Genomic DNA, 24,622 nt, shown 5'->3' on the forward strand with positions numbered 1-24,622 from the left:
GACGGAGAGCGGGACGCGGACCTGGTGGTCGCCCAGGCCCGCGACTTCGTGGCCCAGAGGCCCGGCGGGCTGGAGGCCCCGATCGCGCAGGGCGGCACCACGGTCTCCGGTGGGCAGCGGCAGCGCCTGGCCATCGCCCGGGCCCTGGTCCGGCAACCGGAGATCTACCTCTTCGACGACTCGTTCTCCGCGCTCGACCTGGGCACCGACGCGCGGCTGCGAGCGGCCCTGCGGCCGGTCACCGCACAGGCGGCTGTGGTCATCGTGGCCCAGCGGGTCTCCACGATCATCGACGCCGATCAGATCATCGTCCTGGAAAACGGAGGGGTCGTCGGAGTGGGACGACATGCGGAGTTGTTGGACACCTGCCCGACGTACGCCGAGATCGTGGCCTCGCAGCAGACCACGGAGGTGGCGGCATGAGCGAGCGTGACGAGCCGCGCACCGCGGCCGTACCCAGTCAGAAGCCGGCCGGCGACGGACGGACGCCGGACGAGACCACGCAGCAACCAGGCGGGGAAACCGCGCCGGAGACCGGCACTGGCGCGCCGACGCCGAAGCGGCTGCCCGGCGGTCAGCGCGGCGGCCCGGGATGGATGAGCGCCGGAATGCCCGCCGAGAAGTCGATGAACTTCGGGCCGTCGGCCCGGCGGTTGCTCGGGCGGCTGCGCTCGCACCGACTGCACCTGGCCGCGATCATCACGTTGGCCCTGGTGAGTGTCGGGTTCAGCGTTGCCGGGCCGAAGATCCTCGGCCACGCCACCGACCTGATCTTCACTGGGGTGATCGGTCGGCAACTGCCGGCAGGCACCACCGCCGAGCAGGCCGTCGCGGCGGCCCGGGCCAGCGGCAACAGCAGCTTCGCCGACATGCTGGCCCGGATGGACGTGGTGCCCGGGGTGGGCATCGACTTCAGCGCCCTGAGTCGGGTGCTGCTGCTGGCGCTCGGGCTCTACCTGGCGGCGAGCCTGCTGTCCTGGTGGCAGGGTTGGCTGCTCAACGGGGTGGTCCAGCGCACAGTGCTGCGGCTGCGCGCCGAGGTGGAGGAGAAGCTCAACCGGCTGCCGCTGCCCTACTTCGACAGGCAGCCGCGCGGTGAGCTGCTCAGCCGGGTCACCAACGACATCGACAACATCTCCACCAGCCTCCAGCAGACCCTCAGCCAGCTGCTCACCTCGCTGCTGACAGTCGTCGGCGTGCTGGCCGTGATGTTCTGGATCTCGCCGGTGCTGGCCCTGGTGGCCCTGGTCGCGGTGCCGCTGTCGGTGCTGGTCACCCAGCGCATCGCCAAGCGCTCGCAGAAGCAGTTCATCGCCCAGTGGACGCACACCGGCGAGTTGAACGGCCAGATCGAGGAGGCGTACACCGGTCATGAGCTGGTGAAGGTCTTCGGCCGGCAGCGTGAGGTCGAGGCCGCGTTCCACGCGAAGAACGAGGAGTTGTTCCGGGCCAGCTTCGGAGCGCAGTTCATCTCCGGGATCATCATGCCGTCGATGATGTTCATCGGAAACCTGAGCTACGTGGCGATCGCCGTGGTCGGCGGGCTGCGGGTCGCCTCCGGCACGATGAGCCTCGGTGACGTGCAGGCGTTCATCCAGTACTCCCGCCAGTTCACCCAGCCGCTCACCCAACTCGCCTCGATGGCCAACCTGCTCCAGTCCGGGGTGGCGTCGGCCGAGCGGGTCTTCGCGGTGCTCGACGCGGACGAGCAGACCCCCGACCCGGTCGCGCCGGCCCGGGTCACCGACCCGCACGGTCGGGTCGAGTTCGAGCACGTCTCGTTCCGCTACGAGCCGGACAAGCCGCTGATCGACGACCTTTCGCTGGTCGCCGAGCCCGGACACACGGTGGCCATCGTCGGCCCGACCGGTGCCGGCAAGACCACCCTGGTCAACCTGGTGATGCGGTTCTACGAGCTGGACGCGGGCCGGATCACGCTCGACGGGGTGGACATCACCACGATGCGCCGCGACGACCTGCGCGGCCGGATCGGCATGGTGCTCCAGGACACCTGGCTGTTCGGCGGCACCATCCGCGACAACATCGCCTACGGGCGACCGGACGCGACCGAGGAGGAGATCCTCGCCGCCGCCCGGGCCACCTTCGTGGACCGGTTCGTGCGCAGCCTGCCCGACGGCTACGACACAGTCATCGACGAGGAGGGCAGCAACGTCAGCGCCGGCGAGAAGCAGCTCATCACCATCGCACGGGCGTTCCTCGCCGAGCCGTCACTGCTGATCCTCGACGAGGCCACCAGCTCGGTGGACACCCGCACCGAGGTGCTGCTGCAACGGGCGATGGCCGCGCTGCGCTCAGACCGGACCAGCTTCGTGATCGCGCACCGGCTCTCCACCATCCGCGACGCCGACCTGATCCTGATGATGGAGGACGGTCGGATCGTCGAGCAGGGCACCCACGAGCAGTTGCTCGCCGCCCAGGGCGCGTACCACAGGCTCTACCGCTCGCAGTTCACCGGCGCGGTCGTCGACGACGAGCCGGCCGCCGAACCGGCGGCGGTCTAGAACATGTGGCAGCGCCCCGGGACGGCCGGCGACTCAGCCCTGCGGCAGCAGGTCGGTCGCGCGGGCGGCGACCTGCCCGCCGATCAGGGCGAGAGCCTCGTCGGCGGGCATCGGCGCCAGGGCGCGGCCGCCGCGCAGGCGCAGCGCGAGGTGCCCGTCGGCCACCTCCCGGGCACCCAACACCCCGAGGTACGGGACGCGGCGGCTGACCGCGTCCCGTACCCGGGCGCCCAGCGAGCCGGCGGCGTCGACAGCGACCCGCAGGCCGGCGTCGCCCGCCCGTCGGGCCAGGTCGGCCGCCGCGTCGACCTGACCGTCGTTGACCGGCAGCAACACCAACTGGATGGGCGCGTACCAGGCCGGGAACGCCCCCTCGTGCACCTCGATGAGGTACGCGAACAGCCGCTCCATGCTGCCGACCAGGCTGCGGTGCACCATCACCGGCCGACGCCGGCTGCCGTCCGAGTCGGTGTACGACAGGTCGAACCGTTCCGGCTTGTCGAAGTCCAGCTGGATGGTGGAGATGGTCGACTCCCGGCCTGCGGCGTCGACGATCTGAACGTCGATCTTCGGACCGTAGAAGGCGGCCTCCCCCGGCGCCTCGACGTACTCCACCCCGGCCAGCGCCTCCCGGAGCAACTCCTCGGCGCGGGCCCACTGCGCGTCGTCGCCGACGTACTTCTCGCCCGGCCCGCGCAGCGACAGCCGGAACCCGGCCGGCCGGACACCGAGCGCGGCGTGCGCGGCACGGATCAGCCCGAGGATCTCGACGACCTCCGCGCCGACCTGCTCGGGGGCGCAGAAGGTGTGCGCGTCGTTGAGCGAGATGGCCCGGACCCGGGACAGCCCGCCGAGCACACCGGAGCGCTCCGAGCGGTACATTCCGCCCAGCTCCGCGATCCGCAACGGCAGCTCCCGGTAGGAACGGCCCCGCGCGCGGAAGACCAACGCGTGGTGTGGGCAGAGCGCCGGCCGGAGCACGAACTCGTCGTCGGCGCTCAGCCGCATCGGCGGGAACATGTCGTCGGCGAAGTAACCGAGATGGCCGGAGAGTTCGAAGAGTTCCCGCTTGCCCAGTGGCGGCGAGTAGACGTGCTGGTGGCCGGAGCGGCGCTCCAACTCCCTGACGTACTCCTCGACGGCGTGCCGGGCGGCGGCGCCGGCCGGCAGCCAGATCGGCAGGCCGGCACCGGCCAGCGGGTCGGAGACGAAGAGGTCCAGCTCGCGGCCGAGCCTACGGTGGTCGATCATGTCGGGCTCCTGGATCGGGTACGACCCGGAGGCGACCTGAGCTCCGAACGGCGCGCTGCCCTCGGGGGCGGATCGCCCCGGGGCCTGGTCGACTGTGGTTACGTCAGAGCGGCGCGCCGGGGACACCCGGCGTCGTGGTCATCACTACCGCGCTGCGCATACGGCGACAGTACCCGCGCGACGTTCGGGGATGCACCCGGATTTGCGGCGGAGGGGTGGGCCGCCGGCGCGGGACCCGCCGGCGGCCCTGGCGGCCGAATCGTCAGGAACGGGGGACCCGACGGGCATGGCCGCGCCGACAACGGTACGCCGACGAACGCCGTTCTGCCGCCCGCCCCGAACGGGTGGAACAGCCTCCGGGCCCGTCACCCGGCAGCGATCGGCCTCGTTGTAGCTGGGTGGCCCAGTCGTGTCGACGGTCACGACGGGCCGGGGCCGTCCACCGTGACGCCGGACACGACGTCAGGCTCAAGACACCCAATCGGCCGCATCCGGCGAGGTGGCAGGCGTGCCCGAACTTCTGACTGACGTCGCGTCGCCGACGTGGGCGTACCTGGTGCTGCTCGCGCTGCTGGTGGCGGACGCCTTCGTGCCGGTGATCCCCACCCAGATCGTCATGATCACCAGTGGTGCGCTCACCGTCTACGGCGGGCTCAGCCTGCCGGTCACCATCGCCGTCGGCGCGCTCGGCGTATTCGTCGGCGACCTGGCCTGTTACCTGCTCGGGCGCAGCGCACCGGATCGGCGGCAGCCCCGGCACGCCGAGCTGAGCCGCGCCCGCCGGGTCGCCAGCCGGGTCACCCAGGGTCTGCGACAACCCGGGCCGCTGGTCATCCTGCTCTGCCGGTTCGTGCCCGGCGGCCGGATGGCGGCCTGTTTCTCGGCCGGGCGCAGCCGCTACCCGTACCGCCTGTTCGTGCTCTACGAGGCCGTCGCCGCGCTGGGCTGGGCCACCTACGGCGCGCTGGTCGGGCACCTGGGCGGCACCGCACTGACCGAGTCGGCCTGGCGGCTGGCCATCATCGCCACCGCCGCGGCGGCCGGCTTCGCCGCGGCGGGATGGGCGATGACAGTGGTCAGCGCCCGCCACGCCCGCGCCGCCGCCGCGGTGGCCGCGGTCGACGTCTCCATCGACTGAGTGCCGCGCCCCAGCCTCCGCGATCTTGCACTTACTGTCCCGACAATCGGGGCATGCCACGCATTCGGACGACCGAAAGTGCAAGATCGCGGCGGGTTGGCGGCAGTCCTCTAGGGGTGGTCCCGGGGAACTTTTTCGGTGGCTGTCCCGGATTCGGGTGGGGTGTCAGCGGCGACAGGCTGAGGCATGCCTGTTCCCCGGAGTACCGGCCTGCTGGCCCTGGGCGGAATCGCCCTGGCGGCGCTGCTCACCGTGATCGGCCACCTCGAAGTCAACGACGACCTCAACCCGTGGGCGTTGACGATCAGCGACTTCGCGGTCTCCGACCGCGGCGGCGTCATCGACATCGCCATGGTGGTGCTCGCGCTCGCCACAGTGGCGTTGCTGTACGGACTGCGCCGCGCCAGCCCACCCCGACCCCGCTCCGGTCGAACTGCCGAACTGCTGCTCGGCGCATGGGTGGGTGGGCTGCTGCTGGCCGCAGTGGTGCCGACGAACGAGCCGGGCACCGCCATGACCACCGCCGCCTACCTGCACCGGTACGCGTCGGTGATCGCCTTCCTGGCGTTGCCCGCTGCCGGTTGGCTGCTCGCCCGCCGACCTGACCTGACGCCCGCCGCCCGGATGCTACGCGCCCTGGTCCTGCTGAGCCTGGCCCTGGCGGCGGCGATGATCTGGTCCGCCTACCCCGGCGACCGGATGCTCATCGGCCTGGCCGAGCGCCTCCTGATCCTCACCGAGGTCGCGGTCCTGGCCACTGTAGCGACGACCCTGACCCGACCCGCACGGGTCGATCATGGAGTTGTGGTGCCTCACAAAAGGGGTGTGGCTGCGTGAAACGGCCACCACAAGTCCATGATCGACGAGGAGGGTCGGGTCACTCCAACTCGTGCAGCATGAGCTGGCGGGCCGCCTCGGTGATGGAGCCGGAAAGGCTCGGGTAGATCGTGATGGTCTGGGCCAGCTCGTTGACGGTGAGGTTGTTCTCCACCGCCATGGTGATGGGCAGGATCAGCTCACTGGCCTTCGGAGCGACAACCACACCGCCGATCACCTGACCGCTGGCGGGACGGCAGAACAGCTTCACGAAACCGTCGGAGAGGTCATCCATCTTGGCCCGGGCGTTGCCGGACAGCGGCAGCATCACCTGCCGGGCCGGCACCTTGCCCGCGTCCACCTCGTCCTGCGAGACACCCACAGTGGCCAGCTCCGGGTCGGTGAAGACGTTCGCCGCGACGGTACGCAGCCGCAGCGGGCGGACCGCCTCACCGAGCGCGTGCCACATGGCGATCCGGCCCTGCATCGCGGCGACGCTGGCCAGCAACAGCACTCCCGTGCAGTCGCCGGCGGCGTAGATGCCTGGCACGTTGGTCCGGGAAGCCCTGTCGACAGTCAGGTAACCGCCCCGGCCCAGCTCCACCCCGTACTCGGTCAGACCCAGGTTCGCGGTGTTCGGGATCGACCCGACGGTGATCAGCGCGTGTGAGCCGGTCACCTTGCGGCCGTCGGACAGCTCGACCTCTACACCGTCGGCGGTACGCCGGACCGCGTCGGCCCGGGAGTTGTTGAGGATCTCCATGCCGCGGTTGCGGAACACCCGCTCGATGGCGGAGGCGGCGTCGGCGTCCTCGTGCGGCATCACCCGGTCCCGGCTGGAGACCAGGGTCACCTCGACCCCCATCGCCAGGTACGCGCTGGCGAACTCCGCGCCGGTCACGCCGGACCCGACCACGATCAGGTGCTCGGGCAGCTCCGGCAGGTCGTACACCTGTCGCCACGTCAGGATCCGCTCACCGTCCGGTACGGCGGTGGGCAGTTGGCGGGGCGTCGAGCCGGTGGCCACCAGCACTGTTGACGCGTCGATCGAGTACTCCTCGCCGCCGTCGGCGGGGGTGACGACCACCCGGTGGGTGTGCCCGAGGGAGTCCTCGCCGAGCCGGGCGGTGCCGGCCACGAAGGTGACCCCCGCCTTCAGCAGCTTGGCGTGGATGTCCGCGGACTGCGCCAGGGCCAGCCGCTTGACCCGCCCGTGCACCGCCCGCGCGTCGACGGTGACCGCCTCCAGGCCGTCCGAGTGCACCCCGAACTCCTCGGTGTCGCGGTAGCCGGTGACCACCCCCGAACTGGCGATGAAGGTCTTCGACGGTACGCAGTCCGACAGCACGCAGGCACCGCCGGCACCGTCGGCCTCCACCACTGTGACATCGGCGTCCAGCTGGGCGGCGACCAGTGCCGCCTCGTACCCGGCCGGCCCCCCGCCGATGATCACGATCCGGCTCACAGCGTTAGCCCTTCGTCCATGCTCACAGTGACTTTCTTCTCCCGAGCGCATTCGACACGCACTGTCGTATTCTCCCCCACCCGTCGGCCGGGCTATCGTCATCGCCGTGCGTCATCACGCCGCCTACGGCTCAAATCTCGACCCTGCCCGGATGCGTGCCTACTGTCCGCATTCGCCGATGGTGGGCACCGGCTGGCTGGAGGGCTGGCGGCTGACCTTCGCCGGGGCCGACGTGATCGGCTGGGAGGGCGCGGTGAGCACCCTCGTCGAGTCTCCCGGTGACCGGGTCTTCGTGGCGCTCTACGACATCCACCCCTACGACGCGGGCCAACTCGACGAGATCGAGGGGGTGACCGCCGGCACGTACCGCAAGCTGCACGTGCGGGTCTCCACCCTCGACGGCGACGTGACCGCGTGGATCTACGTCTTCAACGGGTACGAGGGTGGCCTGCCGACCTCGTGGTACCTGTCGGAGATCGCGAACGCCGCCGAGAAGGCGGGCGCCCCGGACGACTACGTCACCGAGTTGCGGGCCCGCCCCACCGGCACCGCCTCGGCGTAGCAGCGCGTATCGCACGCCTCCAGTCTGCTCCCGCTGTCGAGCGCAGCGCCGTCCGGGCCGGACCGGGGTCGTCAATCACACACCGGCCGCCGGAACGGAAAGCTCGTACATGTCGGTCCAGTGGGTTTCCCGCAGGCCCACCGACCGGTAGAGCGACAGCGGGGCGGTCGGGTTGGTGAGATCGACACCCAGGCCGACCGACCGCCGCCCCTTCTCGGCGTAGCGGGCGAAGGCGCGGCGCAGCAACGCCGCACCCACTCCCCTACGCCGGTACGCGGACAGCACCGACAGACTCTTCACCCAGCCCGACTGCTGGTCGAGTGCCTGGTCCGAGGACTGCAACGCGCCGACCGGCACCCCGTCCACCTCGGCGACGAACCATTCGTCCCAGGCGGTCAGGTCGCCGATCCGGGCCCGCCACCGCTCGTACGACAGCGGCTCGTGGTCCGGGGTGTCGCCGAAGGCGGCCTCGTAGATCCGGTGGAACTGCACCAGGTCGGTCTCGTCGTCCGGGCGGACCTGTCGCACCGTCACGGCCGGTGGCCCGGCCTGCTCGTCGGGCAGGTCGATCAACGGCCGGCTCATCCGGACGTACCGCTTGACCAGGGCGAACCCCAGCCCGCGCAGGGCGTGTTCCCAGTCGCGTTCCGGGGCGAAGACCGCGCAGCGGACGGTGAGTGACGGCAGACCCCGCTCGGCAGCGCGCTCGGCGACCCGGTCCAGTTGGCGGAGCAGCAACGGCACGCGGACGGCGGCGGCCCGTACCGGGTCGACGTAGACCTCCACGAACTCCCTGCCCACCCCGGTCGGGTTGTCCAGCGTCGCCCAGCCGACAACTGTGTCGTCCGGGTCGATGGCCAGCCAGGAGTCCCGGGTCGGGTCGAAGTGGGGGCCGGTCAGCGACGCAGCGACGTCCTCGGCGTCGAAATCGGGATGGCCGATGGCAAAGGTGTCGGCGGCGTGCACCACCGCGAGGATCGCCGGCACGTCGTCGAGGGTGGGTCGGCGCGTCGTCCAACCAGCGGGAAGGGTCACGGCAGGACATCCTGGCAGCCGCTCGGCTCCGACGCCGCCCATTTTCCGGCCGCCGGCAGGCTCAGCCGAGGTCGGCCCGGGTGCGGTGCAGCAACTCCACCAACTCCGCGCCGTCGGCGGGCCCGAGGACAGTGAACGCCGGCGCGGCCAGCCGGTTGGTCACCGCCTCCGCCCAGAGCCGGCGGCGCACCAACGGCCCGATCGGCGGGTACGGCGGCGGCCAGCCACAGGCCACCGCCCCGGCCTCGCCCTCCGGACCGGCCAGCACCGCCTCCAGCGGGGTCATCCCGGCGGCGCGTACCGCCAGCAGGTAGGCGCCGGTGAAGTGTTCCCGGAGCAGCCGCAGCCCGGCGGCGCTGCGAGCCCCGGGCGAGAGATCCGGGAGCGGCATGGCCCGCCACGCGGCGAAGAGCGGCATCCCACTGGCCTCCGCCGCCACAACGGCCCGCTCGACGAGCGCCGACAGGCGCTCGGTGCCGGGCAGGGGGCCGAGCTGCTGCTCCCCCCACCGGCAGCACTCGGCGAGGCTCGCGGCGGCCACCTCGAACGGCGCGACGACCCGGGCGGCGGCGTCCCAACCGTCGGCGACCGCGTCCGGGGCGATGAACCCGAGGGCGGCGGCGGCCGTCTCGGCCCGCACACCACCGAGCGCGCCGGCCCGGCCGCTGATGTAGAAGGCCCAGCCGGAGATGCCGAGCAGTCGGGCCCGGCGCAACGTGGTCGGGTCCCGACTGAAGGCGTCGCCGAGGTCGAGCACGACGGGCTTACTGGCGGCCGCGACCTGCTCCGGAGTCACCGCGCCGCCCCGCTCGGGCAACCCGACCCGGCGACCACGACCACGCCCCGACCCGGGGCCACTCGCCGTGTACCGCCCGCACACTCGTCGTCGTCCATCGATGTCAGTCTGCCGCGCCGCCGCCCTCGTCCGCATTCCCCTCTTCGGCCGCCAGTGCCTCGACCGCCGCCTCGACCTCACCGGCGCGTCGCCGGGCCACAGTGACCGCCCGCTCGGCGGCACGCCGGGCGAGCTTGGCCCGGCTGAGGTCCTGCTCGGCGACCGCGCGCCGCCGTTCCAGCTCGGCCAGCTCGGCCTCAAGACGATCGAGTACGGCCACACCGTTGCGTTCCTGCCCGGTCGCCTCGGTCAGCGCGGTCTCGGCCCGCTCCTGCTCGGCCTGGGCCTTCGCCAACTCCCGGTCCAGGGCACGGCGCTGCCGGGCCCGCTCGGCTCGGGCCGCCCGCTGTGCTGCCTGCTCGGCACGCTCGGCAGCCCGGTCCGTACGGGGTGCCGCCTCGGGACGGCCCCGTTGGGGGCCGGGTCGGCGGGCCGGGCGCTCCTCCTCGCGCTCCTCGTCATCGTCGGTGACCAGCCGCAGTTGGGGCCGGGGCACCTCACCGAAGCCGGCGTAGCTGGCCGCCCGCAGCAGCCGGCCGGCCCGCACCTGCTCGGCGACCTCGACGTCGGAGAACGCCGCGTTCAGCGTCGCCTCCACCTCGGCCAGGGGCAGCCGGCTCGCCGGTGGCGCGTCCGGCTCGGCTGCGGCGAGCTTGCGAACCTCGGCGACGAGCGCGCCGACCGCCGCCCGGCGCTGCGCGGACAGCTCCCGCAGGCGGGGCCCCCGCAACTCCCGCTGGGCGACTCGCAGGGCGTCGGCGAGCTGCACCAGATCGGCTACCAGTTCCGGGCGTCGGATGGCGAGGAGGTTCACCAACCAGGCGGCCACCGTCGGGCGACGCAGCCGGGCCAGTTGCCTTGCGGTGGTCGGGTCGCCGGCCCGGCGGGCCTCGGCCACGGCGGCGTCCCGGGCGGCCACGAACCGGTCCGGTGGGGTGCGGTAGAGCTGCTGCACCAGCTCCGCGGAGAGGCCGGGCATCGGGTCAGACGTCCACCCGGCTACCGGGCTCCAGTCGCTGGTATTCGGTGCCGGACAGCGCTGTGTACTGCCGGTCGAGCACGCCCAGCCCGTTGTCGTTGAGCGACGCGTCGTGCACTGCGTACGCGCGCCGCGGTGCTACCGCGCGGATGAAGTCGACCACCTCGGAGAACTTCGACCAGGGGGCGTGGATCGGCGCGAAGAGCGTGTCGACCGGTGTCTCGTCGGGCACCACGAGCGAGTCTCCCGGGTGGTAGACCACGTCGTTGATCAGGTAACCGAGGTTGTCGATCACCGGGATGTCGGGGTGGATCACGGCGTGCCGCCCCCCGTACGCGCGCACCGCGACCCCGGCTGCGGTGAACGACTCACCGACGCTGACCGGGCGCAGCACGTCGGCCGCGTCACCGAGGGTCCCGCCGAGTGAGGCGGGGCCGTAGATCGGGAACGGCTGTCGGTCGAGTTGGAGGCGCACCGCTGCCAGATCGAGGTGGTCGGGGTGTTCGTGGGTGATCAGCACCGCGTCCGCACCGTCCAGCGCCGCCGAGGCGTCGCCGAACACCCCGGGGTCGACGACGAGCACTCCCCCGTCGTGTTCCACCCGAAGGCAGGAGTGGGCGTACTTGGTGAGCCGCATCGTGACTCCTCGATTATCGAATCGTGACGTCCTCAGCGCAGTCTGCCGGAACCAGCCGGTGTGCGCGTCGCGTCCGAGCTATCGCCACACCGGTTGACGACGATGGGAGCGGGGATGGACGGACAGGTGGGACGACGCCGCAGTGCGCTGCTGGCGGCTACGACACTGGCGGCGGCCCTGGCGCTGACAGGGTGCGGTGCCGGTGACGGGGCGCAGGACAGCGCCGGCTCGGCGGCCGAGGCGCCGCCGGCCAACGGCGGCGAGGCGGGCCGGGACGCCGCAGCTGGCGCGCCGGAGGGGGCCGGCGCCGGCGCACCGGACCTACGGGTCGACCAGCGGGCGATCATCTACACCGGAAGGATGCGGGTGCAGGTGGACGATGTGGACTCTGCCGCCCGCGAGGCCACCGCCGTAGCCATCCAGGCCGGCGGCTTCGTCGGCGGCGACCAGCGGCGCAGTGCCGACGCCGACGCGGTGGCGGAGTTGGAGTTGCGGGTGCCGGCGGCGAAGTTCACCGGCGTGGTGGAGGAGATCGCGAAGCTCGGTCAGCAGCAGAGCAGGCAGATCGACACTCAGGACGTCACCGAGGAAAGCGTCGACCTGGAGGCCCGGATCACCAGTCAGCGGGCCCGGGTGGAGAGCGCCCGCCGGTTGCTGTCCCGGGCCACCTCGATCACCGACCTGGTGTCGCTGGAGAACGAGCTGGGTCGCCGGGAGGCCGACCTGGCCTCGCTGGAGGCCAAGAAGCGACGCCTGGCCGACCTGACCGCCCTCTCCACGATCACCGTGTCGCTCGCGGGGCCGGCGGCGAAGGACACCGAGGAAGAGGCCGAGACCGGCTTCCTGGTCGGGCTCAGGGGCGGCTGGAAGGCGTTCGTCGTCTCGATGACCGTCCTGCTCACAGTGCTGGGCGCGTTGCTGCCCTGGCTGGTGGCGATCGGCGTACCGCTGGTGGCGCTGCTGGTCGTGCTGCGCCGACGGCGCAAGTCCCCGGCTCCGGTCGCGCCGGTCAGCGCGCCGCCGCCAGTGCCCGCAACGCGGTCTGCACCATGACGCGGACGCCGACCGCGATGGACCGCTCGTCCACGTCGAAGCTCGCCCGGTGCAGGTCGACGTTGGGGCCGGAGCGACCCACGCCGAGCCGGGCGAGGGCGCCGGGGACGTACTCCAGGTACCAGGAGAAGTCCTCGCCGCCCATGCTCTGCGGTGTCTCGGCGATCCCGTCCGGGCCGAGGGCTGCGGCGGTGGCGGCGGTCAGCACCTGGATGGCGTGGGCGTCGTTGCACACCGGCGGCCGGCCGCGCAGGTATTCCAGGTCGACGGTGGCGCCGGTCGGCGCGATCACGTCCCGCACCACCTGAGCGACGATCTTGGGCGCCTGCTCCCAGGTGTCGCGGTCCATCACCCGGAGGGTGCCGGAGGCGCTCGCCTCGGACGGGATGACGTTGTAGCGGGTGCCGGCCGAGGCGTGGCCGAAGACCAGCAGCAGGCCGCTGTTGGCCGGCACCCGGCGACTGACCAGGGCCGGCACCTCGGTGATCAGCCGACCGAGGGCGTCGACCATGTCGACGGTCAGGTGCGGGCGGGCGGTGTGCCCGCCCGGGCCGGAGAGTCGGACGGTCACGTTGTCGGCGGCCGCGGTGATCGGGCCGACCCGCAGGCCGACCTGACCCACCGGCAGGTTCGGGTCGCAGTGCAGCGCGAAGATCTGCACCACGTCGTCCAGGCCGCCGGCCTCGATGACCTCCAGCGAACCGCAGGGCAGGATCTCCTCGGCCGGCTGGAAGATGAGCCGGACCCGACCGTCCAGCTCACCGAGGTCGGCGAGCTGGGCCAGCAGCATGCCGACGCCGAGCAGGACCGAGGTGTGCACGTCGTGCCCGCAGGCGTGGCAGACGCCCTCCACCGTCGACCGGTACGGCACGTCCTTGGGATCGTCCAACGGCAGGGCGTCGATGTCGGCGCGCAGCGCAACGACCGGGCCGTCCGGCCTGCCGTTGACGTCGCAGATCACGCCGTTGCCCTTGGGCAGCAGACGCGGGGTCAGCCCGGCCAGCGACAGCTCCCGGGCGATCAGCGCGGCCGTCTCGAACTCGTTGCCGGAAAGCTCCGGGTGCGAGTGGATGTGACGGCGCGTAGCGATCAGCCCCGGTACCCGGAGCGCGAGAAGGTGATCCAGCTCGCGGGGCAGGGGCTGGGATCCCGGTGCCGTCTCCGGCCAGGACGACGCCAGCTGGCCGCTTGTGGGCAGCGTCAACGCACTCGTCACGTCGAATTCTCGATCACTAGGAATGGATGGATCATCGGGGACAGCAGACAGCCTAGACCTCCGACGGTGACGCTGCGCAACCTCGTTACGGTAATGATCGGACCGCGCAGAGTCACGTATGCCCTGCTGGGGGCGCTCGTCCAGGTGAGGGACAGCAGGTAGATCACGGTCAAACGCCGTCATCAGCCCCTCACCTCCTACAACGCGTAACCGATCGCGGCGGTCACGAATCCCGGCGCCAGTCGGAGACCCGTTGCCAAATTGTCGCATTAGTCGGGGTGATGAACTGACACTCCGACAATTAGCCGACCACACACCGCAACGAGCCGGATAAGGACGCTCACACGCACCCATCCACCGTGGGCGCACACTGTGTGCGTCCCGGCTCAACCGACCGGATACCCGCTGAGAGCGTCGGACACACCGCGCCCCGAGGCCGCAGTGGCGGCCGGACGCTCAGAATCGGTCGGTGGGCCGGTACAACCCCCACACCTCACGCAACGTCCCGCAGACCTCACCCACCGTCGCCCGGGCCCGCAGCGCCTCCTTCATCGGGTACAACACGTTCTCCGTGCCCTCGGCGGCGGCTCGAAGATCGGCGAGCGCCCGAGTGACAGCGTCGGCGTCCCGCTCGGAGCGCAACCGGGCCAACCGGTCGGCCTGGGCCGCCTCGATCGTCGGGTCGACCCGCAGCGGCTCGTACGGCTCCTCCTCGTCCACGGTGAACCGGTTGAGCCCGACCACCACCCGTTCCCCCGAGTCGATCTCCTGGGCGATCCGGTACGCGGACTGCTCGATCTCCCGCTTCTGGAACCCGGCCTCGATCGCGTCCACCGCCGAGCCGTGGTCGGCCACCCGCTCCATCAACTCGACGGCGGCGGCCTCGATCTCGGCGGTCATCGCCTCCACAACGTACGACCCTGCGAACGGGTCGACGGTGGCGGTCAGGTCCGTCTCGTAGGCCAGCACCTGCTGGGTACGCAGCGCGAGGCGGGCCGCCTTCTCGGTGGGCAGCGCGATCGCCTCGTCGAAGCTGTTGGTGTGCAGCGACTGGGTGCCACCGAGCACGGCACCCAGACCCTGCACCGCCACCCGAACCAGGTTCACCTCCGGCTGCTGGGCGGTGAGCTGCACGCCGGCGGTCTGGGTGTGGAACCGCAGCATCATCGACTTCGGATCCTTGGCGCCGAAGTCGTCCCGCATCAGCCGAGCCCAGATCCGCCGGGCGGCGCGGAACTTCGCCACCTCCTCCAGCAGCGTGGTGCGGGCCACGAAGAAGAACGACAGCCGGGGCGCGAAGTCGTCGACGGCGAGCCCGGCGGCCAGCGCCGCCCGTACGTACTCCACCCCGTTGGCCAGCGTGAACGCGATCTCCTGCGCTGGCGTCGCGCCGGCCTCCGCCATGTGGTAGCCGGAGATGGAGATGGTGTTCCACTTCGGCACCTCGCTGCGGCAGTACGCGAACGTGTCGGCCACCAGGCGCAGCGACGGCTTCGGCGGGAAGATGTACGTCCCCCGGGCGATGTACTCCTTGAGGATGTCGTTCTGGATGGTGCCGTTGAGCGCCGTGCCCGGCACCCCGTTCTCCTCGGCGACGAGTTGGTAGAGCAGCAGCAGCACCGAACCGGGCGCGTTGATGGTCATCGAGGTGGACACCTTGTCCAGTGGGATGTCGGCGAAGAGCAGCCGCATGTCCTCGATGGAGTCGATCGCGACACCGACCTTGCCGACCTCGCCGTGCGCGATCGGCTCGTCGGAGTCGTAGCCCATCTGGGTCGGCAGGTCGAACGCGACCGAGAGGCCCATCGTGCCGGCCCGCAACAACTGGTGGTACCGCGCGTTGGACTCGGTGGCGGTGCCGAAGCCGGCGTACTGGCGCATGGTCCACGGGCGGGAGGTGTACATGGTGGGGTAGACACCCCGGGTGTACGGAAACTCGCCCGGGCTGCCGAGCCGGGAGTCCAGTTCCTCCGGAAGGTCGGCCTCCGTGTAGACGCCGTTGATCGGGAAACCGGACTCACTTGACCGCCGTTGGTTCATCCCCGGATGGTAGGACGCCTGGCCACGTCGTCGGGTGAGGGATACCGCACAGTGCGTCCCGACCTGTCGACACCAGGTGAACGACAGGGCACGTTCTGTCGACTTCGATAAACGTCCGCCGCGTCGGCTTTCGCATCGGGCGTCGGAACCAGCAAGATAGGGGGGTTGTGTCCCAGCCCCCCTCGATTTCCCCCGGTGGCTTTTCTGTGACTCAGATCCCGACGTGGAGCGGCGGACCAGTTAGTCCCGCCAACGGACGAGCGGCGCCCGGCACCACCATCGGTGGCCGGTACTCGCTGCGGTCCTCGGTGGGCAACGGCGGCATGGGCACGGTGTGGCGCGCCACAGACACCCTGCTGCGCCGCGACGTGGCGGTGAAGGAGGTCGTCCTGCCCCCGGGGCTGGCCCCCAGCGACCGCGACGCGATGTACGAACGCACCCTGCGCGAGGCCCGGGCCGCCGCCGCCATCCAGCACCCCGCTGTGGTGCAGGTGTACGACGTGGTCACCGAGGCCGGCCGACCGTGGATCGTGATGGAGCTGCTGGACGCCCGCAGCCTCGCCGACATGGTGATCGAGGACGGGCCGGTCGCGCCCCGCGCCGTCGCCAAGATCGGCATCGCGCTGCTGGGTGCGTTGGAGGTAGCGCACGCGATCGGCGTGCTGCACCGCGACGTCAAACCCGCGAACGTGCTGATCTGCACCGACGGGCGCTGCGTGCTGACCGACTTCGGGGTCGCCCGGATGCCCACCGACGTGCAGCTCACCACCCCCGGCATGGTGCTCGGCTCGCCGCACTTCATCTCCCCCGAGCGGGCCATGGGCCAGGAGTTCGGCCCGCCCAGTGACCTCTTCTCGCTGGGTGTGACGCTCTACACCGCCGTCGAGGGGCGGCCCCCGTTCGACAAGGGCGACCCGATCGAGACCATGCACGCAGTGGTGGAGGACCCGCCCGCCCCACCGCAGCGCAGCGGCCCGCTGACCCGGGTGCTGATGGGTCTGCTCGAGAAGGACCCGGCGCGCCGCCTCGACGTGCACACCTCCCGGGCGATGCTGCGCGAGCTGCTCGCCGGCCCGCTGGGCAGCACGGCGACGGCTGTGCACTCGGTCACCGACCCGTACGCCGTGGTGCCGGTGCAGCAGCGCCCCATCCCCGTCCTCCCGCCGGCCCAGCCGGAGCCGAAGCCGGACAGCCAGATCGGCGGTCCGGCGATGCTGGCCCCGGGTGAGTCCCTGACCGACCGGCTGGCCTCGCTGCGCCGGGGCGAGCGCCCGCAGGCAGCTCGCGCGGCCGGCACCACCGGTGGGCTCGACGAGACCAGCGCCGACGCCCTGGCCGGTCCGCTGCACACGCCGACCGGCGCGATGCCGACTCCCGGCCGACCGGCGGCCGGACGCACCTACGGTGGCAACGCGGACGCCACCCAGCGGGTGGACGCCGGCGGGCACCCCGACGCCACCCAGCGGGTCAGCTACGGCAGCCCTGCCGATGCCACCCAGCAGGTCGGGTACGGCGGCGCGGCACCGGAGGCCACCCAGCGCGTCGGCGGCACCTACGGCGGCGGCAACCAGTGGTCGGTGCCGGGCACCGGCCAGCCCTGGGCCACCACGCCCGCCGCTTCGGGCGGCAGCGCGCTGGACAAGGTCCGGGCCACCGGTGGTCAGCTCGTCACCACCGTCAAGGGCTGGCCGCGCAAGGTGCAGCTCGCCGCGGCCGGCGGGTTGGTCGTCGTGCTGCTGATCACCGCCGTGGCGCTCTCCGGCGGCGACGACGCCCCGCCGAGCACCCCGGCAGCGCAACCCACCACGTCCGCCCCGGCGGCCCCCACCGTCGAGATGCAGGAGCACACGGCCCGCGGGATCCAGGTCATGGTGCCGAAGGGCTGGAAGAAGGCCACCGGCGGCTCGTACACCGACTACATCGACCCGGCGGACAGCGGCCGCAAGGTCCGCATCATCACCGAGAAGTGGACCAGCAGCTCCACCCGGTGGGCCGAGACGGCCGAGAACGGCCTCAAGACCCGGAGCACCTCCTGCGTCAAGCCGTACAACCAGATCGCCTCCACCGAGACCGAACTGGCCAGCAAGCCGGCAGCGGAATTCGAGTACACCTGCGGTGAGGGTGACGCGATGCGGCACGGCGTCTGGCGGGGCGTCGCGCAGGACGGCAAGGCGTACTCGTTCTACCTCACCGCCACCGACGCCAAGTTCGCGGAGAGCAAGCCGATCTTCGACGAGATGGCACGGACGTTCCAGCTCACCGGGAACGGCTGAGCCGGAGGGAACGCACAGGGGTGATCCGTCGCCGTGCTATCAAGGGGCATGGCGGCGGACACCACTGACATCGACGACATTCGTGAGCAAGCCCGGCGTTGGCTGGCCGACGACCCCGACCCGGCCAGCCGGGACGAGCTGACGGCGGTGCTCGACGGGCTTCCGGCGAGCGCCCCGGAGCTCGCCGACCGGTTCGCCGGCCCGTTGACCTTCGGCACGGCGGGCCTACGCGGCCCGCTGCGAGCCGGCCCGAACGGCATGAACCTCGCCGTGGTCACCCAGGCCGCTGCCGGCCTGGTCACCTGGCTCGCGGCCCAGGGCGGCACCGGCCCGCTGGTGATCGGCTACGACGCCCGGCACGGCTCCCGGCAGTTCGCCGAGCGCACCGCCCAGGTGGCCACCGGCGCTGGCCGTCCGGCGCTGCTGCTGCCCCGCCCGCTGCCCACCCCGGTGCTGGCGTACGCCGTGCGGCACCTCGGCGGTGTCGCCGGCGTGATGGTCACGGCCAGCCACAACCCGCCGCAGGACAACGGCTACAAGGTCTACCTCGGCGCGGAGCTGGGCGGCGAGCTGGGATCCGGCGCGCAGATCGTGCCCCCCGCCGACGCCGGTATCGAGGCCGCCATCCGATCGGTCGGGCCGCTGGCCCAGGTGCCGTTGGGCGAGCCCGGTCAGGTGCTCGGCGACGACCTGGTCGCCTCGTACGTCGAACGGGCCACCGCGGTGATCGACCCGGACGGCCCACGGGACCTGACGGTGGCGTACACCCCGCTGCACGGGGTGGGCGCGGCGGTGCTCACCGCCGCCTTCGCCAGCGCGGGCTTTCCGACCCCGGGGGTGGTGCCCGACCAGGCCGAGCCGGACCCGGCGTTCCCCACCGTGTCGTTCCCCAACCCGGAGGAGCCGGGTGCCGTGGACCGGCTGATCGCCCTGGCCGACTCCACCGGCGCGGACATCGCCATCGCCAACGACCCGGACGCCGACCGGTGCGCTGTGGTCGTCCGGGAGGGCGCGCCAGCGAGCGCGAGGAGTGAGCTTGCGAGCCCCGCAGTCGGGAGCGAAGAACGGCCCGGCTGGCGGATGCTGCGGGGCGACGAGGTAGGCGTCCTGCTCGCCGACCACCTGATGCGCCGGGGGGTGACCGGGCTCTACGCCACCACGATCGTGTCTTCGTCACTGCTGCGGGCGATGTGCGCGGCCCGGGGCCTGCCCTACGACGAGACGCTGACCGGCTTCAAGTGGATCGTGCGGGCCGGCGGCGGAAGCGCGCCGCTGGTCTTCGGCTACGAGGAGGCACTCGGCTACTGCGTCGCCCCGGAGCACGTCCGGGACAAGGACGGGATCACCGCCGCGCTGACGGTGGCCGAGTTGGCCGCCGGCCTGAAGACGCAGGGTCGTACGCTGACCGACCGGTTGGACGAGCTGGCCGCCGAGTTCGGCGTGCACCACACCGACCAGCTCTCCGCCCGGGTGGACGACCTGCGGGTCATCGCCGACGCGATGACGCGGATCCGGGCGGCCACCCCGGCCACCCTGCTCGGGCAGCCGGTGGACAGCGTCCGGGACCTGCTGCCCGAGTCGGACGTGGTGATCCTGCGGACCGCTGTGGCCCGGGTGGTGATCCGCCCGTCCGGGACCGAGCCGAAGCTCAAGGCGTACCTCGAGGTGGTGGAACCGGTCGTGGACGGCGACGTGCGGACGGCCCGCAGCCGGGCGGCGCAGGCGGTCGCCGCCCTGCGCGGCGAGATCGCCGCAGCTCTGGGGCTCTGACCGGCGGGCCGGGTCAGCGGCGCGGGCCGAGAGCCTGGTCGACGGCCCTGGCCAGGGCGGCGACGACCAGGCCGACCGACGGACGGACCACCGAGTCGTCGGTGCTCACCTCGCCGGAGAACCCGGCGCCGGTGGCGATCTCCGTCAGCCGGCGGCGGGCGTCGGCGGCGGCCTCGCCGCTCACCCCGAGCGCGGACTCCATCCGGAGCACCACCACCAGGGTGGCCAGCGCGGCGGTCCGCTCGTCCGGGGCTGCCGCGCCGGTCAGCGCCTCGGCCAGCCGCTGCCGGGTCTCCGCCTCGACGGAGGTGTCCACGACCGGGTAACGGTGCACGTGGATGAAGCCCAGCTCGGTCTCGTCGACGTCCCGGACGACGCCCTGCCGACACAGGTCGGCGAGGATCCGGTCGCGCAGGCCGTGCCGCAGACGCTGCACCCAGGACGCCGGGGTGTGCGGGGTGTCGGCGGCGATCCGGCTGAGGACATCGTCGCTGAACGGCTCGCCGATCGGCGTCGGGTCGATCACCGCCAGGGACCCGTCGGCGTACGCGATCCGGCCGGCCAGAGCCAGCTCGACCAGCACCGCGGCGGCCATGCCCAGGTCCAGGCTGATTCGTGGCATGGTCGCCTTGCCGGTCGTGTCGTCGTAGGCGAGGAGCAGCAACTCCTCGGCGAGCGCAACACCAGTCATGGCCGGAGACGGTAGCGGGTCCGCGCACCGCGCGCACGGACCCGCCGGACCCGGCACCGACCGGGTATCAGCTCAGAAGCGGGGCATGCCGCCGAACTGGCGGTCGCCGGCGTCGCCGAGGCCGGGGACAATGAACATGCTGTCGTTGAGCCCCTCGTCGATCGAGGCCGTGACCAGGCGCAACGGCAGGCCGGAGCGCTCCAGCCGCTCGATGCCGACAGGGGCGGCGAGCACACAGAGCACCGTGATGTCGGTGCAGCCCCGGTCGGCCAGCAGCCGACAGGAGTGCTCCAGCGAGCCACCGGTGGCCAGCATCGGGTCGAGCACCAGCACCGGCAGCCCGGCCAGATCGCGGGGCAGCGACTCCATGTACGCGCGGGGCTCGTAGGTCACCTCGTCGCGGGCCAGGCCCACGAAACCCATCGACGACTCGGGCAGCAGGCCCAGCGCGGCGTCCGCCATGCCCAGTCCGGCGCGCAGCACCGGGACCAGCAGCGGCGGGTTGGCCAGCCGGGTGCCCTCGGTGCCGGTGACCGGCGTCTGCACCGGGTACCGCTCGACGGGGAAGGTGCGCGCCGCCTCGTACACCAGCATGGTGGTCAGTTCGTGCAGCGCCGCCCGGAACGTCGAGGAATCGGTGCGCGCGTCCCGCATGGCAGTCAACCTGGACTGGGCCAGCGGGTGGTCAATGACGTGTACGTCCACGATCGCTCAACCTACCGGTCCGTACCGTGGCGCGGTGCGGGTGCGGTCGGACCAGGGACGCCGCTCACGTCAGCACGTCATCGGGCGGTCGTGAGCAAGATCACTCGGTGGTCTCGTGCGTAGACTTCTCGGCATGACGGCGACAACGACGTCGGCCCGGTCGGAGCTCTCCGAGCTGGGACGATCCGAGACCGCTCTGCGGACCTTCCTGCACGGCCTGCCCGGCGTGGACCAGGTCGGCGCGGAGCAGCGGGCGGCACAGCTCGGCACCCGCTCCATCAAGACCACCGCCAAGGCCCAGGCGATCGACCTGGCGATCCGGATGGTCGACCTGACCACCCTGGAGGGGGCGGACACCCCGGGCAAGGTGCGCGCGCTCGCCGCGAAGGCCCTGCGTCCGGACCCGGCCGACCCGTCCTGCCCGCACGTCGGCGCGGTCTGCGTCTACCCGGCGATGGTCCCCTACGTGGCGGAGGTGCTGCGCGGATCCGGTGCCGGGTCCGGGCGGCCACCCGGCGGGCCGGGACAGCCGCACGGCGCCGCGCCGGCCGGACTTGGCATTGTGCACCTGGCCAGCGTGGCGACAGCGTTCCCGTCGGGGCAGGCGCCCTTGGAGATCAAGCTGGCCGACACCCGGGCCGCCGTCGCGGCCGGCGCCGACGAGATCGACATGGTGATCAACCGAGGTGCGTTCCTGGCCGGGCGGTACAAGGAGGTCTACGACGAGATCGTGGCCACCAAGGAAGCCTCCGGGGATGCCCACCTCAAGGTGATCCTGGAGACCGGCGAGCTGGCCACCTACGACAACGTGCGGCGAGCCTCCTGGCTGGCCATGCTGGCCGGTGGCGACTTCATCAAGACCTCCACCGGCAAGGTCCCGATCGCGGCGACGATGCCGGTGAGCCTGGTGATGCTGGAAGCGGTCCGCGACTTCCGCGAAGCGACCGGGCGGCAGGTGGGCGTGAAGCCCGCCGGTGGCATCAAGACCACCAAGGACGCGATCAAGTACCTGGTGATGGTCAACGAGACCGTCGGCCCGGACTGGCTCGACCCGGACTGGTTCCGCTTCGGCGCGTCCAGCCTGCTCAACGACCTGCTGATGCAGCGCACCAAGCTGACGACCGGCACCTACTCCGGTCCCGACTACTTCACCCTGGACTGATAGCCGATGTTCGAATACGCCCCCGCCCCCGAGTCCCGCTCGGTGGTGGACCTCAAACCCTCGTACGGGCTGTTCATCGACGGTAAGTTCGTCGACCCGACCGACGGTGGCAGCTTCAAGTCGATCAACCCCGCCTCCGAGGAGGTGCTGGCCGAGGTCGCCGAAGCCGGCGCCCAGGACGTGGAACGCGCGGTACGCGCGGCCCGCAAGGCGTACGACAAGGTCTGGGGCCCGATGCCGGGCCGCGACCGGGCGAAGTACCTGTACCGCATCGCCCGGCTCATCCAGGAACGCTCCCGTGAGCTGGCCGTCCTGGAGTCCCTCGACAACGGCAAGCCGATCCGCGAGTCCCGGGACGTCGACCTGCCGCTGGTCGCCGCGCACTTCTTTTACTACGCGGGCTGGGCCGACAAGCTTCCGCACGCCGGTTTCGGTGCCAACCCGCGGCCGATCGGCGTGGCAGCGCAGGTCATCCCGTGGAACTTCCCGCTGCTCATGCTGGCCTGGAAGATCGCCCCGGCACTCGCCGCGGGCAACACCGTGGTGCTGAAGCCCGCCGAGACCACCCCGCTGACCGCGCTGCTCTTCGCCGAGATCTGCCAGCAGGCCGAGTTGCCGGCCGGTGTGGTCAACATCCTCACCGGCGCCGGCGACACCGGCCGTGCGCTGGTCGAGCACCCCGGCGTGGACAAGGTCGCCTTCACCGGCTCCACCGACGTGGGCCGGGCCATCGCCCGGTCCGTCGCCGGCACCAGCAAGAAGCTCACGCTGGAGCTGGGCGGCAAGGCCGCCAACATCGTCTTCGACGACGCACCCATCGACCAGGCCGTCGAGGGAATCGTCAACGGCATCTTCTTCAACCAGGGGCACGTCTGCTGCGCCGGCTCCCGACTGCTGGTCCAGGAGAACGTGGCCGACCGGGTGCTGGAGTCGCTGAAGCGACGAATGGCCCAGCTGCGGGTCGGCGACCCGCTGGACAAGAACACCGACGTCGGCGCGATCAACTCGGCCGCCCAGCTGGAGCGGATCCGCGAGCTCTCCGACGCCGGCTCCGCCGAGGGCGCCGAGCGCTGGTCACCGCCGTGTGACCTGCCCGACCGGGGCTTCTGGTTCGCGCCGACCATCTTCACCGGCGTCACCCAGGCCCACCGGATCGCCCGCGAGGAGATCTTCGGCCCGGTGCTGTCGGTGCTGACCTTCCGCACCCCGGCCGAGGCCGTGGAGAAGGCCAACAACACGCCGTACGGGCTGTCGGCCGGGATCTGGACCGACAAGGGTTCCCGGATCCTGTGGATGGCCGACCGGCTGCGCGCCGGCGTGGTCTGGGCCAACACGTTCAACAAGTTCGACCCCACCTCGCCGTTCGGTGGTTACAAGGAGTCGGGCTACGGTCGCGAGGGCGGCCGGCACGGGCTGGAGGGCTACCTCAATGTCTGAGCGGGTCGCGGTACGCAAGACGTACAAGCTCTTCATCGGCGGGAAGTTCCCGCGCAGCGAGTCGGGACGGTCGTATCTCGTGCAGTCCTCGAATGTGTCACTGGCCTCCCGCAAGGACGCCCGGGACGCGGTGGTCGCCGCCCGCGCCGCCGTCAAGGGCTGGGCCGGCGCGACAGCGTACAACCGGGGTCAGATCCTCTACCGGGCCGCCGAGATGCTGGAGGGCCGCCGCGAACAGTTCGTCGCCCTGGGCATCCCCGGCGACGAGGTGGACGCCGCCGTCGACCGCTGGGTCTGGTACGCCGGCTGGGCCGACAAACTGGCCCAGGTGTACGGCGGCGCCAACCCGGTCGCCGGCCCGTACTTCAACATCTCCGCGCCCGAGCCGACCGGTGTGGTCGCTGTTGTCGCCCCGGAGCGCCCGGCGCTGCTCGGCCTGGTCAGCGTGATCGCACCTGCGATCGTCACCGGCAACACGGTGGTGGTGGCGGCGTCGGCGACCGAGCCGCTGGCGGCGGTGACGCTGGCCGAGGTGCTGGCCACCTCCGACCTGCCCGGCGGTGTGGTCAACATCCTCACCGGCGCGATCACCGAGACCGCGCCGACGTTGGCCGCGCACATGGACGTCAACGCGATCGACCTGACCGGGGTCACCGACGCCGCGCTCGCCACCGACCTGGAGGTCAAGGCGGCGGAGAACCTCAAGCGGGTGCTCCGGCCGGCCCCGGCCGACCACGACTGGACCGCCGACCCGGGGGTGGCGCCGATGACCGCGCTGTTGGAGACGAAGACGGTGTGGCACCCCAAGGGGGTGTGATTCGGTCCCGGCCTTTGGTTTTCCGGGGGAGCCCGCCCACTCCGGGCGGTCAGGCTTGATCCCTGCGTGGGCGGGCTCCCCCGGAAAACCTGACGTGGGCCGGGTTCGTCGGTCGGGTCAGCTCACGGGCGCTGCCTTGGGTTGGGTTGCCAGTCTGC

The 24,622-nt window shown here is 71.8% G+C and carries 21 protein-coding genes; 11 read left to right on the forward strand and 10 right to left on the reverse strand.

Annotated elements, in window-relative coordinates; genetic code table 11:
• Both MED01_RS25645 and MED01_RS25650 read left to right on the forward strand, forming a co-directional pair.
• Positions 1 to 423: ATP-binding cassette domain-containing protein (locus tag MED01_RS25645; protein WP_238671112.1), on the forward strand; the 423-nt coding region annotated here is incomplete at its 5' end.
• Positions 424 to 608: 185 nt separating this feature from the next.
• Complete coding sequence (locus MED01_RS25650) at positions 609 to 2,522, forward strand: ABC transporter ATP-binding protein (RefSeq protein WP_238671361.1); 1,914 nt, start codon at positions 609 to 611, stop codon at positions 2,520 to 2,522.
• Positions 2,523 to 2,555: 33 nt separating this feature from the next.
• Here the strand turns inward: MED01_RS25650 and thrS are convergent, their stop codons facing one another.
• Entirely contained in the window at positions 2,556 to 3,773 is a 1,218-nt protein-coding gene (thrS, locus tag MED01_RS25655; RefSeq protein ID WP_238671113.1) for a threonine--tRNA ligase, read from the reverse strand.
• 508 nt (positions 3,774 to 4,281) lie between these two features.
• Between thrS and MED01_RS25660 the strand changes: the two genes are divergently transcribed.
• Positions 4,282 to 4,911, forward strand: coding sequence for a DedA family protein (locus tag MED01_RS25660; RefSeq protein ID WP_238671114.1), 630 nt, complete (start codon positions 4,282 to 4,284; stop codon positions 4,909 to 4,911).
• A gap of 186 nt (positions 4,912 to 5,097) precedes the next feature.
• The gene (locus tag MED01_RS25665) at positions 5,098 to 5,748 is read left to right on the forward strand and encodes a DUF998 domain-containing protein (RefSeq protein WP_238671115.1); all 651 of its coding nucleotides are present in this window, start codon (positions 5,098 to 5,100) and stop codon (positions 5,746 to 5,748) included.
• A gap of 40 nt (positions 5,749 to 5,788) precedes the next feature.
• Here the strand turns inward: MED01_RS25665 and MED01_RS25670 are convergent, their stop codons facing one another.
• A complete protein-coding gene (locus MED01_RS25670) occupies positions 5,789 to 7,192 on the reverse strand; it encodes an NAD(P)H-quinone dehydrogenase (protein WP_112588199.1) in 1,404 nt (467 codons plus the stop codon).
• Between the two features lie 106 nt (positions 7,193 to 7,298).
• Between MED01_RS25670 and MED01_RS25675 the strand changes: the two genes are divergently transcribed.
• Entirely contained in the window at positions 7,299 to 7,754 is a 456-nt protein-coding gene (locus tag MED01_RS25675; protein WP_112588201.1) for a gamma-glutamylcyclotransferase family protein, read from the forward strand.
• Positions 7,755 to 7,829: 75 nt separating this feature from the next.
• On the opposite strand, the gene MED01_RS25680 is transcribed toward MED01_RS25675, so the two are convergent.
• From MED01_RS25680 to MED01_RS25695, 4 genes are all read right to left on the reverse strand, one after another.
• Positions 7,830 to 8,789: a GNAT family N-acetyltransferase gene (locus MED01_RS25680; protein WP_238671116.1), complete on the reverse strand. Its 960-nt coding sequence runs from the start codon at positions 8,787 to 8,789 to the stop codon at positions 7,830 to 7,832.
• Positions 8,790 to 8,850: 61 nt separating this feature from the next.
• Positions 8,851 to 9,585 (reverse strand): SCO6745 family protein, encoded by a 735-nt coding sequence (locus tag MED01_RS25685; protein WP_238671117.1) that lies wholly within the window; start codon positions 9,583 to 9,585, stop codon positions 8,851 to 8,853.
• Positions 9,586 to 9,688: 103 nt separating this feature from the next.
• Complete coding sequence (locus tag MED01_RS25690) at positions 9,689 to 10,663, reverse strand: coiled-coil domain-containing protein (RefSeq protein ID WP_238671118.1); 975 nt, start codon at positions 10,661 to 10,663, stop codon at positions 9,689 to 9,691.
• A 4-nt stretch (positions 10,664 to 10,667) separates the two neighbouring features.
• Complete coding sequence (locus MED01_RS25695; RefSeq protein WP_238671119.1) at positions 10,668 to 11,300, reverse strand: MBL fold metallo-hydrolase; 633 nt, start codon at positions 11,298 to 11,300, stop codon at positions 10,668 to 10,670.
• A 93-nt stretch (positions 11,301 to 11,393) separates the two neighbouring features.
• On the opposite strand from MED01_RS25695, the gene MED01_RS25700 reads away from it, so the two are divergent.
• Positions 11,394 to 12,353, forward strand: a complete 960-nt coding sequence (locus tag MED01_RS25700) for a DUF4349 domain-containing protein (protein WP_238671120.1) — start codon at positions 11,394 to 11,396, stop codon at positions 12,351 to 12,353.
• Here MED01_RS25700 and MED01_RS25705 read toward each other — a convergent pair.
• Both MED01_RS25705 and MED01_RS25710 read right to left on the reverse strand, forming a co-directional pair.
• Entirely contained in the window at positions 12,310 to 13,569 is a 1,260-nt protein-coding gene (locus tag MED01_RS25705) for an amidohydrolase (RefSeq protein WP_238671121.1), read from the reverse strand. The two genes, MED01_RS25700 and MED01_RS25705, sit on opposite strands and share 44 nt — an antisense overlap.
• Before the next feature lie 456 nt (positions 13,570 to 14,025).
• On the reverse strand, positions 14,026 to 15,609 hold the full coding sequence (locus MED01_RS25710) for an acyl-CoA mutase large subunit family protein (RefSeq protein WP_238671122.1): 1,584 nt from the start codon (positions 15,607 to 15,609) through the stop codon (positions 14,026 to 14,028).
• 206 nt (positions 15,610 to 15,815) lie between these two features.
• Between MED01_RS25710 and MED01_RS25715 the strand changes: the two genes are divergently transcribed.
• Together MED01_RS25715 and MED01_RS25720 are read left to right on the forward strand one after the other, a co-directional pair.
• Complete coding sequence (locus MED01_RS25715) at positions 15,816 to 17,882, forward strand: serine/threonine-protein kinase (protein WP_238671123.1); 2,067 nt, start codon at positions 15,816 to 15,818, stop codon at positions 17,880 to 17,882.
• 48 nt (positions 17,883 to 17,930) lie between these two features.
• Entirely contained in the window at positions 17,931 to 19,652 is a 1,722-nt protein-coding gene (locus tag MED01_RS25720; protein WP_238671124.1) for a phospho-sugar mutase, read from the forward strand.
• A gap of 13 nt (positions 19,653 to 19,665) precedes the next feature.
• Here MED01_RS25720 and MED01_RS25725 read toward each other — a convergent pair whose 3' ends face one another.
• Both MED01_RS25725 and upp read right to left on the reverse strand, forming a co-directional pair.
• Positions 19,666 to 20,343: a GOLPH3/VPS74 family protein gene (locus MED01_RS25725; RefSeq protein WP_238671125.1), complete on the reverse strand. Its 678-nt coding sequence runs from the start codon at positions 20,341 to 20,343 to the stop codon at positions 19,666 to 19,668.
• A gap of 72 nt (positions 20,344 to 20,415) precedes the next feature.
• Entirely contained in the window at positions 20,416 to 21,048 is a 633-nt protein-coding gene (gene upp, locus MED01_RS25730; protein ID WP_091394488.1) for a uracil phosphoribosyltransferase, read from the reverse strand.
• A 133-nt stretch (positions 21,049 to 21,181) separates the two neighbouring features.
• Here upp and deoC point away from each other — a divergent pair, with 133 nt between their 5' ends.
• Genes deoC through MED01_RS25745 form a run of 3 tightly spaced genes read left to right on the forward strand, consistent with a single transcriptional unit; the run spans position 21,182 to position 24,464 of the window.
• Positions 21,182 to 22,210 carry a deoxyribose-phosphate aldolase gene (gene deoC / locus MED01_RS25735; protein ID WP_238671126.1) on the forward strand — a complete coding sequence of 343 codons (1,029 nt, stop codon included), beginning with the start codon at positions 21,182 to 21,184 and terminating at the stop codon, positions 22,208 to 22,210.
• Between the two features lie 6 nt (positions 22,211 to 22,216).
• A complete protein-coding gene (locus tag MED01_RS25740) occupies positions 22,217 to 23,647 on the forward strand; it encodes an aldehyde dehydrogenase family protein (RefSeq protein ID WP_238671127.1) in 1,431 nt (476 codons plus the stop codon).
• The gene (locus tag MED01_RS25745) at positions 23,640 to 24,464 is read left to right on the forward strand and encodes an aldehyde dehydrogenase family protein (RefSeq protein WP_238671128.1); all 825 of its coding nucleotides are present in this window, start codon (positions 23,640 to 23,642) and stop codon (positions 24,462 to 24,464) included. The genes MED01_RS25740 and MED01_RS25745 overlap by 8 nt, the downstream gene beginning before the upstream one ends.
• The last annotated feature ends 158 nt before the right edge of the window (positions 24,465 to 24,622 follow it).

Source organism: Micromonospora alfalfae (assembly GCF_022230925.1).
Taxonomy (GTDB): domain Bacteria; phylum Actinomycetota; class Actinomycetes; order Mycobacteriales; family Micromonosporaceae; genus Micromonospora; species Micromonospora alfalfae.